Annotated in this window: 17 protein-coding genes and 1 tRNA gene; 10 read left to right on the top strand and 8 right to left on the bottom strand. The window is 24.4% G+C overall.

Going from position 1 to position 13,499, the window contains the following annotated elements; genetic code table 11:
* Nucleotides 1-25: 25 nt before the first annotated feature.
* From MarbSA_RS00350 to MarbSA_RS00330, 5 genes are all read left to right on the top strand, one after another.
* Nucleotides 26-1,492: a tyrosine-type recombinase/integrase gene (locus MarbSA_RS00350; protein ID WP_221061603.1), complete on the top strand. Its 1,467-nt coding sequence runs from the start codon at nucleotides 26-28 to the stop codon at nucleotides 1,490-1,492.
* Nucleotides 1,493-2,108: 616 nt separating this feature from the next.
* Nucleotides 2,109-2,339 (top strand): hypothetical protein, encoded by a 231-nt coding sequence (locus MarbSA_RS00345; RefSeq protein ID WP_221061602.1) that lies wholly within the window; start codon nucleotides 2,109-2,111, stop codon nucleotides 2,337-2,339.
* 90 nt (nucleotides 2,340-2,429) lie between these two features.
* Nucleotides 2,430-4,718: an MTBMA_p00010-related P-loop-containing protein gene (locus MarbSA_RS00340; RefSeq protein ID WP_221061601.1), complete on the top strand. Its 2,289-nt coding sequence runs from the start codon at nucleotides 2,430-2,432 to the stop codon at nucleotides 4,716-4,718.
* 141 nt (nucleotides 4,719-4,859) lie between these two features.
* On the top strand, nucleotides 4,860-5,183 hold the full coding sequence (locus MarbSA_RS00335; protein WP_054835075.1) for a DUF8136 domain-containing protein: 324 nt from the start codon (nucleotides 4,860-4,862) through the stop codon (nucleotides 5,181-5,183).
* Nucleotides 5,184-5,196: 13 nt separating this feature from the next.
* Nucleotides 5,197-5,739 carry a hypothetical protein gene (locus MarbSA_RS00330; RefSeq protein ID WP_156314631.1) on the top strand — a complete coding sequence of 181 codons (543 nt, stop codon included), beginning with the start codon at nucleotides 5,197-5,199 and terminating at the stop codon, nucleotides 5,737-5,739.
* Nucleotides 5,740-5,782: 43 nt separating this feature from the next.
* On the opposite strand, the gene MarbSA_RS00325 is transcribed toward MarbSA_RS00330, so the two are convergent.
* From MarbSA_RS00325 to MarbSA_RS00315, 3 genes are read right to left on the bottom strand one after another with little or no spacing between them, the layout of a single operon-like run.
* Nucleotides 5,783-6,193 carry a hypothetical protein gene (locus MarbSA_RS00325; RefSeq protein WP_221061600.1) on the bottom strand — a complete coding sequence of 137 codons (411 nt, stop codon included), beginning with the start codon at nucleotides 6,191-6,193 and terminating at the stop codon, nucleotides 5,783-5,785.
* Between the two features lies 1 nt (nucleotide 6,194).
* Entirely contained in the window at nucleotides 6,195-6,437 is a 243-nt protein-coding gene (locus MarbSA_RS00320; protein ID WP_221061599.1) for a hypothetical protein, read from the bottom strand.
* Between the two features lie 10 nt (nucleotides 6,438-6,447).
* Nucleotides 6,448-6,897, bottom strand: a complete 450-nt coding sequence (locus MarbSA_RS00315) for a hypothetical protein (RefSeq protein ID WP_221061598.1) — start codon at nucleotides 6,895-6,897, stop codon at nucleotides 6,448-6,450.
* A 144-nt stretch (nucleotides 6,898-7,041) separates the two neighbouring features.
* On the opposite strand from MarbSA_RS00315, the gene MarbSA_RS00310 reads away from it, so the two are divergent.
* The 4 genes from MarbSA_RS00310 (at nucleotide 7,042) to MarbSA_RS00295 (ending at nucleotide 9,667) form a co-directional block, all read left to right on the top strand.
* Nucleotides 7,042-7,299, top strand: coding sequence for a winged helix-turn-helix domain-containing protein (locus MarbSA_RS00310; RefSeq protein ID WP_280636265.1), 258 nt, complete (start codon nucleotides 7,042-7,044; stop codon nucleotides 7,297-7,299).
* Between the two features lie 216 nt (nucleotides 7,300-7,515).
* On the top strand, nucleotides 7,516-8,859 hold the full coding sequence (locus MarbSA_RS00305; protein WP_221061597.1) for a hypothetical protein: 1,344 nt from the start codon (nucleotides 7,516-7,518) through the stop codon (nucleotides 8,857-8,859).
* A 62-nt stretch (nucleotides 8,860-8,921) separates the two neighbouring features.
* Nucleotides 8,922-9,176 (top strand): hypothetical protein, encoded by a 255-nt coding sequence (locus MarbSA_RS00300; protein WP_221061596.1) that lies wholly within the window; start codon nucleotides 8,922-8,924, stop codon nucleotides 9,174-9,176.
* A 128-nt stretch (nucleotides 9,177-9,304) separates the two neighbouring features.
* Nucleotides 9,305-9,667, top strand: a complete 363-nt coding sequence (locus tag MarbSA_RS00295) for a hypothetical protein (protein WP_156314601.1) — start codon at nucleotides 9,305-9,307, stop codon at nucleotides 9,665-9,667.
* A gap of 147 nt (nucleotides 9,668-9,814) precedes the next feature.
* Here MarbSA_RS00295 and MarbSA_RS00290 read toward each other — a convergent pair.
* Nucleotides 9,815-9,888, bottom strand: a tRNA-Arg gene (locus MarbSA_RS00290).
* Nucleotides 9,889-10,170: 282 nt separating this feature from the next.
* On the opposite strand from MarbSA_RS00290, the gene MarbSA_RS00285 reads away from it, so the two are divergent.
* A complete protein-coding gene (locus MarbSA_RS00285; protein ID WP_221061595.1) occupies nucleotides 10,171-10,974 on the top strand; it encodes a sulfite exporter TauE/SafE family protein in 804 nt (267 codons plus the stop codon).
* A gap of 12 nt (nucleotides 10,975-10,986) precedes the next feature.
* Here MarbSA_RS00285 and MarbSA_RS00280 read toward each other — a convergent pair whose 3' ends face one another.
* From MarbSA_RS00280 to MarbSA_RS00265, 4 genes are read right to left on the bottom strand one after another with little or no spacing between them, the layout of a single operon-like run.
* Entirely contained in the window at nucleotides 10,987-11,652 is a 666-nt protein-coding gene (locus tag MarbSA_RS00280; protein ID WP_221061594.1) for a DUF166 domain-containing protein, read from the bottom strand.
* Between the two features lie 30 nt (nucleotides 11,653-11,682).
* Nucleotides 11,683-12,054: a putative zinc-binding protein gene (locus tag MarbSA_RS00275; protein WP_221061593.1), complete on the bottom strand. Its 372-nt coding sequence runs from the start codon at nucleotides 12,052-12,054 to the stop codon at nucleotides 11,683-11,685.
* A complete protein-coding gene (locus tag MarbSA_RS00270; protein ID WP_221061592.1) occupies nucleotides 12,051-12,875 on the bottom strand; it encodes a 4Fe-4S dicluster domain-containing protein in 825 nt (274 codons plus the stop codon). The genes MarbSA_RS00275 and MarbSA_RS00270 overlap by 4 nt, the downstream gene beginning before the upstream one ends.
* Nucleotides 12,876-12,879: 4 nt before the next feature.
* Complete coding sequence (locus MarbSA_RS00265; RefSeq protein ID WP_054834896.1) at nucleotides 12,880-13,236, bottom strand: ArsR/SmtB family transcription factor; 357 nt, start codon at nucleotides 13,234-13,236, stop codon at nucleotides 12,880-12,882.
* Nucleotides 13,237-13,499: the final 263 nt, after the last annotated feature.

The raw sequence follows: 13,499 nt of genomic DNA, 5'->3' as shown, positions 1-13,499 counted from the left end.
ACTATGGGTGATAATAAATATAATTATGTTATCACAAAATAATTTACTCCATGAAATTGTGAATAATGACCCTAAATTGAAACAACTATTCACACGGAGAAATGTGTCTAAGAGTAGGCAGAAACAATATAAGACTATTTTTAATGAAATATACGAATTAAACAAAAAAACACCTTCTGAATTAGTCAAAGAAGCTAAATCTGAAGAAAAACCTTTCATGAACAAAGACAACCTTCCAGAAATTAAAGATATCGATGATAGAACTATAACTAGATACTATTATGATTATTATAATTATTTAAAAAGCAATGAACTAACTGAATCAACAATTGCATCTAAATTAGGAACATTCAGAGCATTTTACAATGAATATAATGTCGAATTGCCAAAACCAGTAAAACTCAATACAAATTCTAATGTACTTCGTGAAGGAGATATCCCCACAATTAAAGATATTAGAAAAGCTGTTAATAATGCAACAAATATAAGGAATAAAGCTATTATACTTTTAATGGCATCTTCAGGAATAAGAAGTGGAGATATTAGGAACTTTAAAATATCTGATTTTACCAAAGCTACATCATATTATCATAATAGTGATAGTATTGAAGATTTATTAGATAGTAAATATAATAACAATATAATTCCTTGTTGGGAGTTCTATCCAGAAAAAACACTAAAACAAAATAATTTTTGTATGACTTTCAACACTCCTGAAACATCACAAGCTATCATTGATTACTTAAAAAAGAGAAATAGCCTACAAGAAGACGATTATTTATTCATATCACAATATAAAAGACAAATAGGAAAACATGGCATAATAAACATATTTAATTTTATGAATGACAGATTTTTTTATAAGACAAGTGAAGGTAAACGATTTTTCCATGCTCATTCTCTAAGAAAGTTCTTTAAAAGTACTGCAATAGAACATACATCTGATTACAAAAGAGTGAACATAATGACAGGGCATAAGCTAGATAATATAGAAATAGCTTATGAACAAATAAAAGAAAACGACATGCGAAGATTTTACACAAATCTAGTCCCTTATTTAAGTATCAAAGACACAAAAGTCCATGATTTGAAATCAAAAGATTATATAAGAATGAAAAAATTAGAAGAACAAGTAGAAGCTAAAGATATGAAACAAAAAGAACTAGAAGAAAGATTAGCTGTCCAAGAAGAACAAAATAAAGAAATTAAAGACCTCATGAAAAAATATGCTGTAACCGTTGAAAGAGCAAGAGAATTTGAAGAAAGAGAAAAATACACAGATATATTATTCAATGATAAACACTCATCAGAATTATATATGTATGTTATTGGAAAAAGAGATGTTGATGCTACTAATATTGATTTATTAAAAAGATTAGTAGAGTTAACTACTACAAATGATTTAAAAGAAATGAAAAAAATGAGCTGGAAAAAGAAAGCCAATGAGATTATTGAAGAAATTAAACCATATAAAAACAATAGTTATTATTAATAATCTAAATAGTTTTATAAATAAATATTTTTTAATACTATTGAAAATTTTCATTGTTAATTTTTAACATGTTTGTATTTTCTGATTAATCCTTTTATTTTTGATAACTAAGAGTATTTTATCTTATTTTGTTTTATTTATATTGTCAGAAACATTAAAATAAATTTTAATTAAAATTGCCTTATTTTTTAAAATATAAATGAAAATTCGCCTGAATTTTATTTTGCAAATTTTTATTTATAGTATATATACTTTTCTTTAATTTAATTATTTGTTTAATTAAATAGATAATTCTCCATTCCGTAAATTATATATGATAAGTTTTACAAATATTACATTACCTTTAAGAGGTTAATAAAAAAAATGATAAAAAGAGGTTTTTTATGTAAAAATAATAAATGAAAATAGCAAATGAATAAAGCTAATTAGTTCTAATAATTAGCCTTATATCAGTATGCTTATATAGAATATAATTCGTCTAACCACAAAATTAATTCTATATATTATATTCTATTTTTTATTTATATAAATTTTTGGGCATAATGATTTATTTCATAGCTATTTTTCAATATTTTGTTTTTAGATATCACCTCAATAGAAAAGAAGAGGTAATAATATGAGATACAATAAAAATAAATCTAAACAAAATTATTTAAAAGATATGAGATTGAGAATACTCAATTCTCAAGATGAAAAATTAGAAGAATTTAAAAAAATAGCTAAAATGAACTATGATTTATCATTACATAAGACAGACATTGTTAAAATAGCTTTAAGTAATTTTATGCATGATGTTCAAAATGAAGAAGACCTTGAAAAAATTTTAGTTCAAAATGAGTATATCTAAATTTTAGGAAGTGATTTTTGTGAAAGATAATTTTTTAACATTTCTTAAAACTAATTTTAAAGAATATAAAAGATTCTTGGAGGCTATAATATGAAAAATGACCTTCAAAACGAAAATAATTTAGAATATAAAAAATTACCTGATGAGTTAATTAAACAGGGATGGGTTTTAAAACAAAATGAATTGTTAATTCCTTATATTTATAGAAATCCTGAATATTCTGATGAAAATGAATATTATTATAGTGTTGAGAAAGAAGGTAAAAAATATTTGGTTTCATGGAAAATTAAAGAGCCAAAAAATGATATTTATGCTTTATGTGAAGCTTATTCAACAACAAAATTTATCAATGTTGCTGATAAAGATAGAAACAAAATATTGGGATATAATGGAGCGAATGGAAATTTACCCAGGGATAAAAACACTATAAAAGAATTTTGGAGCAATATAATTCCTTTTTTAAATAAGTATAAAGTAAAATCGTTATTAGATGAAAATTTTGAGATTTTACAGCAAGAAATAGAATCTGAATCTGAAGAAGAAAAGTATATCTATAAGACTTTCGAAGATTATCCTGAAGAAGTACAAAAAGAGGCAAATGACATATTGAATAATCTAGATTTTATAGAAGAGGTTTTAAATACAATAAATTGGAAACATGAAGGAGATAAAAAGACAATGATAATTGAACTTTTGTCCTGTGGTAGTTTATTTATTCATGAACCAGTACATCAGTACAAAGATGCAAAAAAAGGAAAAGGAAAAACTAATGGGAGTAATGAGATAAAAGGGATACTACCTGACCAATATGTAGTGGATTTACCTAGTTTTTCATCCAAATCAATATATTATCATTCAACTACTATTCTTCATCCAGAATTTAATTTTATTTTTCTCGATGATATCGTTTTAAATGAAGATAAAGATGAATTGTTAAAACTGATAACTGACAATAATAGGCCTATGAAATCACATAAAACAGTTATTAATGGGAAACCTGTTGAATTTATTTTAATAGGAGAATATTTAGTAATAATGAATAGGGCCGACACTAGTAATATGAATGACCAATTATTTGATAGGTTATATTTGAATGAATTAGAAAATGATGAAAATCATGAAATTAAGGTTAAAAATAAGATTAAACAAAATTCTATATTGGAAACTAATGTTTTTCTTGAAAAAAAGAGAACTATGATAAAATGTGCAATACAAAAGTTAGTAGATAATAATGTTAAAATATTTAATCCATATCTAATTTTTCTTAATATAAAACATCATGCTAATAGAAATATTAATCATTACCTTGGTCTAATTAAAGCTAAAACTTTTTTCTATCAATATCAAAGGTCTAATATAGATGATATTATTATTGGTAGTATTGAAGATATGGAATTTGTACTGTCAAAAGTTTCTGAAAGTTTCGAAACACAGAAAAATAAATTAGACCATGTTGAAAGGAGCATTATTGACTTTTTAAAGAAAAATAAAGGGAATGAATTTAAACTTAAAGAACTTGAAAAACCTATTGGAATGAGTAATGAACATATAAAAAATAAAATATTTGGAAAAGATGGAAAAATGGGTTTAGAAGCTAAAGGATATGTTTCAGTAATACAAAAAGACCCAAATAACATCAGAAGTCCTTATTACGTTCAATATGTTGAAAATGATTCAACTCCTTTTAAATCTGAAAAATCATTTACAACTCTTACAACTAATACTAGTTTTAATGAAAAAAATTCTTTAATTTTAAAATGGAATCTTATTATACCTTATTTAACATTAAAACAAATATTAATAAATAAGAATCTAGTTTATTCCCTCGAACCTATTTTAGAAAAAATAAAATTGGATATTAATAATTATGAAAATGTAGTTTCATTCATTAAAAAATCATTCAATGAAATTAAAGACATGGTTGAGTATATAACAGAAGATAAAACTCCAAGCTCAGAAGATTTAGACTACCATAAAAATTTTACACAAACTAAATATGATGACTTTGTTAAATTTATTGAAGAAATAGAGAATGAAGAAAATATCTCCAAAAATCATGAAAATAATTTTAAGCAAAAAAATCATTCAAATCAAAAACAAGCACTAAATAATAGCACAAACCTTAAAAATAAAGAAATTTTTGAACCGTTTGAAGACAAAAAAGATTATACAAAAGAAATTGAAAATATATTGATAAATCATTTGAATGTTAATAAAAAAGAAAAATTCGATGAACTATTAAATCTTTTAATAGATTTTCATAATGAATGGGAAGAAAAGATAAATCAAATTATAGATTTAATGTGGGAATTAAAGAAAAAATCAATTATAGACATATCTGACTATGATGGTGAAGTAGAATTATCTATTAAAGTGTAATGTTAAATTTCAAAACTTACATAACAATTCAATAAAAGACATTTAAAAAAACTTAAAAAATATAGGTAGTGAGCTTTAGACCATGTAATAACATATATCTAGATGGTTTTGAAAATAAATTTTTTTTTAATTGGTGGAATCATGAGTAAAAATAATGAATATATTAAGGAAATTACTAGAGAAAATATATTGGAAGAGCTGAAAACTTCATATAATACTCTTAAAAATAAATTAATTAATGGAAGAATAAAAGATAATGAAAAAGAAAAAATTAGAATACAGCAATACAAGGTACTTAATCAAATAGCTAAAACCATGAATGATATATTGAAACAAAAAGAACTTGCTGAAATGCAAGAAGAAATTAAAGAAATAAAAGAAGCTATCCAAAAACCATTACCTGATTATCTAATAGAAAGAGAACAGAAAGAACTTGATGAAATGATAGAATATTTTGAAAGTTAGTAAGGCAGATAATATGAAAAAATTTGAACAAACACCCAATAATATAAATAACGAAATTGAAAATGTTATTAAAGAATTAACCCCAAAACAAAGTAGAATTTTATTCAATAACTTATGGGAAAATATATTAAAAACCGTTTTTGAAGAGCAAAATTTCAAAAAGTTTAAAAAACTTGAAAAAAACTTCTCTAACACGCTAAATATAGCGCATGAAAACAAAATAACACTCTATCCACTGGATATTAATGAACTTACATATAGAAAAGCATTAGAAATATTTGAAGATACAGTGAATATGTCATATCTTTTAAATGTATATCCAACATTAATGAGATTTAGACAGAATTGTTTTGACCTATTAAATCCTGAAAAACTTCATAAAAATGAAATAAAAGAAAAAATAGAATTTAACAAAGCAATATATGAAGAATTTGAAAAAACATCTATTTTAGAATTATATGAAAAATACATAGACCCAAAAGATTATAAAAATATTATAGAATATCCTATAAAAATTTATGAAGATAGAATAATGAACTCAAATAAGCTTACATAATTATAAACCTATACAAAATTATAAGTTCATATAATGTTGGAATTTAAACATCTCCTTTAACGGGAGTTGCATTTATTACTGTTGTTTTAGCATAATCTGGTTCTTCATCTACATCAATTGTTACAAATATATTTTGTGGTTCTTTTAATGAAGATATAACTGTATTTTTTGATGCTACTACCTTATTATCTTTGTATAAATCTATTTTTATTTTAACATCTTTATATTCTTTCCCACTTTTTGATTCAAACCATTGAAAAACTGTTGCCCATTTTTCAACTTTAATCCCAGTATCTTGTTCACTCCAATCACAACTAGGATTTCCTTGACCTACAATATCATCTTGAATATTACTTCCATTGCTATTATGAGAACTATTAATTCCTAAAATAGCTACTACTCCAATAATAGCTATAATAGCTATTATAATTCCTAAAATAATTTTTTTATTCATATTAAACATCCCCTATATAGTCAGGTATTTGATTTTCATTAGCATACCTTTCATTATCTTCTTGAAAATCTTGCATTTTTTCTACAAATTCTTGTCTAGTTACATTTGTAGTATCAGAATCATTTAATTCTTCATTTACTTCATCAGAAGTCATGGTATTCATTTCATAATTTAAATAAGAAATACCAATTACTCCAACAACAGCTATAATAGCTATTCCAATTACAATCCATCCACTATTCATATTAAATATCTCATATATCTACTGTTCCATTACTATCATTAGTATTAATTTCATGTGTTTTTTCTTGAAATTGTTGTGTTTGTTTAACTTCTTGCATTATTTGTACTGCAAGTTGTTTATTAACACTATGAGATACTATTCCTGTTGATTTTTCAACAACATAAAAATCACCATTTGAAGGGCTAAAAAGCATATAATAACTAGCTGATTCCATACTATTCTCTGTGTAAATACTATTACTATTCAGCCAATTTTTAATATCAGTTATATTCATATCATTTATGCTAGTAAGTGTGTATATTTTCTCCCCATTTACAAATAGTTCTTCAGCAAAACTATCTTCCATAATATATTTCCCTTGTATTTCATTATTATAATTTACAATAGCTATAGCTACGATAATAACAATTATAATAATTACAATGCCTATTCCCAAAATAATTTTTTTATTTTTTTCCATATTTTTACCTAATTTTTAAATTTTTTAATTTAATTATAATATATGTTTATTTGATATTAATATATGTGTTTTTATGTATTAAATATGTTATTTTTATACTAATTCATTATTTAATAATATATTATTATAGAACAATTTCTAACTATGAACAAGGAACAAATAAAATTATTGTCCTATATAAAAAGGTCAGAATATAGAGCTGATATATTAAAAACAATGGAAAATGAAATGCAATTCCCTTCCCAAATAGCTAAAAAAGTTGATTTAAGGATAAATCAAGTTAGTACTCTCTTAAAAGGATTAAAAGAAAAAGGTCTTGTTGAATGCATCAATGAAGAGGAAAAAATGGGTAGATTTTATAAACTAACTGAAAAAGGAAAAAATATAGTTGAAAACTTGTAATATATTAAAAATTTTGATGATTTCTATTTTTAAGTTAAACAAGGAAGACTATACAAAATAACTGATTTAGGAAAAGAAGTTTTAGAACATATTTAAACAATATTCTTATAATATCAAAACTAAAAATACAACTATTAATAAATATTTTAAGGAATTTATTAATTAACAGAACAAAAGGGAAAGAAATTTTGGATTTATTAATTAATAATGATTCATATGAAAAAAGATAGTGATAAAGAGTCTGATAAAAAATCAAAGACCCTATATATTGAAGATTTGTTACCAAAGAAAATACATATCAAATTAAGTATTGGGGAATTAAAATTTGAAGAACCCTGTGTTGGTGATAAACCGTTATTATTAGATTTAATTGAAAAGGAATTAAAACCAAAAGAATTTGATATTAATTTTTTATATAATAAAATTGAAGAAAATATTGATTTTAAATTATTTGATTCTATTAATGAGGAGGAACTAAATCATCTGATAATTGAATATATTGAAAATGTACGTTGGTTGGATGATTATTATGAAAATACTGGAAATATTTTTGAAGACTTTAAAAATGCATTGATTAAACATAACAAACTAGATGAAAGAAATAATAATGAAAAAATAAAACATGTTAAGACTATAAATGTAAAACTTCCTACTATTTCAGATTCAACTATGAAAATTATTGAAAATGCAACTATATCTTATCAAAGAGCTATGGATAATGTTAGTACTCATAATAATTTATTTATTAATCCACCCACTTTTAAAATACCTGAAAATATTTCCAATATAATTAATCAATATCAAAACGTTCATAATATAGTTAATAACGCAATTTTAAATATTCCTGATGTAATAATACCTCAAATTAAAATCTTAACTAATTGGGTTGATTCAAGCAAATATTTAGCTAATTTGTATACAACACTAAACAAAAAATTTCTAAAAGAATATGAAATTCCTTTATCCAAATTTAGTGAAGATTTAATGGAATATCAATGGTTTATAACTCCTTCAATGACTTGGAGCTTAATTCGCGGTTTTAAAAATATTATTGACAATAGTGGAAATATTAGAAAAGATTTGAATAATCTGTATTATGCTTATTATTCTGCAAATAATTTTGATAATATTGAAGATATGGTGATAAATTGGAATTCTAATAATGTATTAAGGCCAACAAGATTTAAAATAATCAAAAATTGTGTAAAATTACTTAAACAAGATAATGAAATTAGCATTGCTTATTTAATTGTTCCAACTTTATTGGCTCAGATTGATGGTATTGAACAAGAGTTTTTAAAGAAAATAGGGATATCCAGAAAAGAATTTATAGATAATCAGGATTCAGATTATGAATCAGCTAAATTAATATTTCTTGATGTTTTATATGAGTCAGTATACCCTGGAGGAAGTATAACACATCCTATAAACTTTAATAGACATAAAATTATTCATGGAGAATTCCTTAACGGTTATACAAAATATAATATTATAAGATGTTTTTTGGTTTTGGATTTTCTTATTAATAGTTATATTGAATCTATTGGGGATTATAAATAAATTGTTAATTTATTATTTTTCACATCAGAAAATTACATAAGTCATAGTTAAAAGTGGTATCTATGTATGATTTTTTACATACTTATGAAAAAATTGAAAAAAAGTTTTTAAATGATATTAGTCATTATATTGCAATCGATGATGATAATTTAAATGTCTATTCAGACTCTATTTATGATTTGATAGTGCACTGTGGAGTTCAAATAGAAAAAATATCAAAAGAGTTATGTTTTCAATATGAAGAAAGAGAAATAAATAGTTTTAATGATAGATTTGAAATTATTGATAATAAATTTAAAATTTCTAAAAAAAAGTAATATTAGCACCTTCTCGCTTTCAATTAATAAATAAAGAACTTCAACCCTTTAAATTAAACAATGATAGAAAATTTGACTGGAATGGAGTATATAATATTGCAAAACATGAGATGCTAACTAATGAAAATATGAAAAAGTGTAATGTTAAGAATCTTATTCTTATTATTTCTGCTTTATACTTATTAAATTTATTTTATAAATATAAAAATGCCCATATATATGAAAAATGTCACTCTATAGGTGGAATATTTGAAAATCCTAAATTTTTAGAACGAATGTCACTTCATTCTGAGTTATTTTCTTTAAAAATATTTAATGAATATGATAGTCAGAATAACAATAACAAAGAAGAATCTGCATTGTCTATCACCTGTTATCATTTTAATAAACATAGTGGAAAAGGCCAAAAAATGACATTAGAATATTTTGAGCCAGACCCAAGTAATTTATTTGCTTTTGATTGCTTATCTGAACTTTCAATAAATATGTAGGTCTTCTTCTACTCAAAACAAAAAAACTTAATTTAAACCTAATTTTTTAACTTAAAAATTAAAAATTTTATTAAAATTATTTAAAACTACTAAAAATAAGAATTTAAAAAACAAAAAATAACACTCATTTCACGGAAAATATTAACACGGACTTGAGGGGATTTGAACCCCTGACGGCAGGATTAGGAGTCCTGCGCTCTTCCAGGCTAAGCCACAAGCCCTATTGATTTAATTTAATATATCAAAATAATTAAATTATTTTAATGATACTCTAGAAAATATTTTGCATATAATAGTATAAATAGTTTTTAATATAAATATAAAATACAAGAGCATCCTAATTATATAATTTAATGGAAAGAATAGTCCATTAAATAGCTATTTATATTATTTTACTATTAATCCCAATATTTTTAAGTTAGTTGATATAATATATTAATCAAATTATCTTAATATTTATTAAATATTGTTATTTAGGTTTGATTTTTGTAGGTTGAGAGAGTATGGATACTAAGAAGACTTCTATTTTTTCATTTATTATTGGTGTGCCTATTGCTTGTTTAGGTGGTTTAATAGGTTTAGGTGGTGCTGAATTTAGACTGCCTTTTTTGTTGAAGACTTTTAGTAAAACTGCTAAAAAAGCTGTTGCATTGAATATGTTGGTAAGTTTAATTACTGTTGCTTCAGCTATTTATTTTAGAACTAATAATATTGATATTTCGATTATTTTCCCTCAAGTGCTTTTAATGCTTGCAATAATTGTAGGTTCTACTATTGGAGCATACTGGGGTATTGGGATGCTAAATAAAGTATCTGATGTGTTATTTAAAAAAATAATGCTGATATTGCTTTTAATTATGGGTTTACTTCTTATTTGTGAAAGTTTCATACCTTTTGGGTCAATGGGTATATTATTTGGTAGTATATATTTGAAATTAATTATAGCTGTTTTATGTGGTTTGCTTATTGGAACTATCAGTAGTTTATTAGGTGTTGCAGGAGGAGAAGTTATAATTCCTATATTAATTTTAATATTTGGAATTGATATTAAACTAGCAGGTACAATGAGTCTAATTATTAGCTTACCTACCATGCTCGTTGGAATTACAAGACATAAAAGAAATAAAATGTATAGTGATAAAAGCGAAATCACTTCTTTAGTTATTCCTATGGGAATAGCTTCTATAATAGGCGCATCAATTGGAGCTTTATTAGTTATTTATGCTCCTTCAGAATTGTTAAAGCTTATTTTAGGAGCTTTATTGTTATTTACATCTATTAAATTATTCATGGAAAAAGAAGAATAAATTATCTTTAATTTATTTTTCTATAGCTTCTTTGAAGGTGTCTTGGTGGAATCCTGATGCCATTTGTTTTTTACATTCTTCATCTGTGAATAATCTCATTTTCCCTGCACGGCAAGGATAATGCTGAATTTTAAGCCCCGCTTCTCGAGGTAGAATTTCTTCATCTGGAATTTTGCCTTTATATTTTTCAAGAATATAATCTGCTACAAACGAAGTAGAACCACAAGGAGATGACCTAATTACATTTATATCATTGACTTTTCCATTTTCTAAGATTAATTCAACTTTAGGTTTGCCAATTTTTGATAAAAATTCATCATAAATAGGATTTCCATTTTCTTCAATTTCACACATAATATAAGGACAAGAAACATTGTTTTTAGATTCTAATTGATTTTTAAAACCATCTCCTTTCCAAGAAGCTACAATAATCCAATCAACTTTATCTGCAAATCTATATACTATATCTAATGCTAAATCTGGATGAGAGATATAAGAAATAATAATATTGGCATTTTCTATTTTTAAAGCAGCATCTTTAGGAAGTTCTATTTCATCATCTAAAAACATCCCACTAGGAGGTTCTAATTGTATAAAATCTGCAACAAATTCTTCTTTAATAGTATCATATGCCCTATCACCATAAGGACCATCAGTTAAAATAACAACACTTATCATCAAAAATCACATCAACTTTTTATAATTATCTTATTCTTTTATTTTTTTAAAAACATACTTTTTTAGCTCTTGAACTGTTTTTTCCCCTTCTTCACCTAATCTAGCTACTTCTCCAGCTTTTAAATCATGCTCATTAGCAAAATCCATAACATTAATACTATCATTTACATCAATATCTTTCTTTTCTAGTATTTTGTCAACACATGCATTAGAACATCCATTTAATGCAATTATTGGATATTTATTAATTAAATCAGGTGCTTTATCATTTGCAGCTGTAGAAGTTATACAAATAGAAGCTATATCTTCTTCATTTTCTGATAAATCAGAAGCTACTGCTCTACAAATTAATCCAAAATTGCTCATTCCACTACATGCAGCAACTGAAACTTTATCTTTCATAATTTACCTTTTTCCTTTAATTTCGCTTCTAATTTATCATGTTTCTCTTTCACATAGTCATATCCATCTTTGTAAAAAGGACATCCTTCAATACAATAAGTACATCCTTGATTACATCCAATACAACGAGATTCAATAAATTCTGCTTTATTATCATCCATATATTCTTTTTGTAATACATCTTCAGGACATACTTTAATGCATTTACCACATCTTTTACAATAATCATTAATCCATTTATGAGTGTTTTCTTTTGAAAATGATAGGTTTTCAATCGGTGTTAGTATTGCCCCTATTTTTTCACATGGCCCTAAGTCTGGAGTAATTAACAAATGACTTCTTCCTACTACTCCCATCCCTGCTGTTTCTGCAAGCTTTGGAAGGTCTAAAAGATTTTGATGAGGGTGAGCAACTTGAGTTGCAAACCCATTTTGTCTAAGATAATCAGAAATAATGTATGTAGCTTTTCCGAATTTATCATAGAGTAAATTATTTAAATTTTGTGCAAATTCACTTGGAGGTTCATTTATAATTTCATCTCCAATCTTCATAGTAAAAACAATAGCATTTGAATACTGCAATCTTTCATTTTCTTCCATTTGTTCTTTAGGTATTTTTCCAAAACCTATAATCTCTATATCTAAACTTTTAGCCATATCCTTAATCCTTTTAAAGGTTTCTGAATCTATTTCTTTTTTAGAATTTGTAGGATTTTCAACTTTAGAATCTTCAGTTACTTCATAATCACCACAACAAACAGAATTGTCATCATTTTCAGCAACTGCTTCACAACAACAATTTGTAGTACTTTCATCAGCCATGATTTTATTCTCCTATTTTAATTATTTTTTCTATATATTCTATCATTTTTTCATCAGCTAATCTATAATGTGTCCATTTTCCCTCTTTTCTCCATTTTAAAAATCCAGCTTTTTTTAAAATAGCTATATGATGTGAAATAGTTGATTGAGGTTTATCTAAAGCAGAGTCAATATGACATACACATAATTCTCCATTTTTTAATAAATATAATATTTTTAATCTAATAGAGTCAGAAAGTGCTTTAATAATTTCAGAATTTTCATATAAAATCTTTTCAGAAGGAATATCTTCAATTAACTTGTTTAAATCAAGATTTTCATATTTTTCAAGACAGCTTTTATTATTTTCGCATGAAGTCATGTTAGCTTATATTATAAATCTTCATATTTAAATATTTTGATATGTAGATACAATAAATATAAACATATATTAAACAAAATAAAATTATAAAATAAGTATTACTTTATTCGATAAAAGTATATTAAAAATGGTATAAAATTAGTGAGATTAGAAAATATTACTAATCTGTAGATCGAGGGTTCAAATCCCTCCCGGCCCGTTTATTAATTTTAAACGTTATTTTTTAAAATAAAGTATTTATTATAGTATTTTCTTCTATATAT

Origin of the sequence: Methanobrevibacter arboriphilus, assembly GCF_019669925.1 — an archaeon.
In the GTDB taxonomy this organism is placed as follows: domain Archaea; phylum Methanobacteriota; class Methanobacteria; order Methanobacteriales; family Methanobacteriaceae; genus Methanobinarius; species Methanobinarius arboriphilus_A.
Note: the sequence above shows the minus strand (reverse complement) of the source record. Positions and strands in the feature narration are given on the sequence as shown.

Coding starts and splice junctions, on each gene's coding strand:
- MarbSA_RS00280 (WP_221061594.1), bottom strand. CDS start 11,652: ATGATAAGTGTTGTTATTTTAACTGATGGTCCTTATGGTGATAGGGCA.
- MarbSA_RS00325 (WP_221061600.1), bottom strand. CDS start 6,193: ATGAATAAAAAAATTATTTTAGGAATTATAATAGCTATTATAGCTATT.
- MarbSA_RS00320 (WP_221061599.1), bottom strand. CDS start 6,437: ATGAATAGTGGATGGATTGTAATTGGAATAGCTATTATAGCTGTTGTT.
- MarbSA_RS00270 (WP_221061592.1), bottom strand. CDS start 12,875: ATGGCTGATGAAAGTACTACAAATTGTTGTTGTGAAGCAGTTGCTGAA.
- MarbSA_RS00285 (WP_221061595.1), top strand. CDS start 10,171: ATGGATACTAAGAAGACTTCTATTTTTTCATTTATTATTGGTGTGCCT.
- MarbSA_RS00335 (WP_054835075.1), top strand. CDS start 4,860: ATGAGTAAAAATAATGAATATATTAAGGAAATTACTAGAGAAAATATA.
- MarbSA_RS00310 (WP_280636265.1), top strand. CDS start 7,042: ATGAACAAGGAACAAATAAAATTATTGTCCTATATAAAAAGGTCAGAA.
- MarbSA_RS00265 (WP_054834896.1), bottom strand. CDS start 13,236: ATGACTTCATGCGAAAATAATAAAAGCTGTCTTGAAAAATATGAAAAT.
- MarbSA_RS00315 (WP_221061598.1), bottom strand. CDS start 6,897: ATGGAAAAAAATAAAAAAATTATTTTGGGAATAGGCATTGTAATTATT.
- MarbSA_RS00345 (WP_221061602.1), top strand. CDS start 2,109: ATGAGATACAATAAAAATAAATCTAAACAAAATTATTTAAAAGATATG.
- MarbSA_RS00305 (WP_221061597.1), top strand. CDS start 7,516: ATGAAAAAAGATAGTGATAAAGAGTCTGATAAAAAATCAAAGACCCTA.
- MarbSA_RS00295 (WP_156314601.1), top strand. CDS start 9,305: ATGAAAAAGTGTAATGTTAAGAATCTTATTCTTATTATTTCTGCTTTA.
- MarbSA_RS00275 (WP_221061593.1), bottom strand. CDS start 12,054: ATGAAAGATAAAGTTTCAGTTGCTGCATGTAGTGGAATGAGCAATTTT.
- MarbSA_RS00330 (WP_156314631.1), top strand. CDS start 5,197: ATGAAAAAATTTGAACAAACACCCAATAATATAAATAACGAAATTGAA.
- MarbSA_RS00300 (WP_221061596.1), top strand. CDS start 8,922: ATGTATGATTTTTTACATACTTATGAAAAAATTGAAAAAAAGTTTTTA.
- MarbSA_RS00340 (WP_221061601.1), top strand. CDS start 2,430: ATGAAAAATGACCTTCAAAACGAAAATAATTTAGAATATAAAAAATTA.
- MarbSA_RS00350 (WP_221061603.1), top strand. CDS start 26: ATGTTATCACAAAATAATTTACTCCATGAAATTGTGAATAATGACCCT.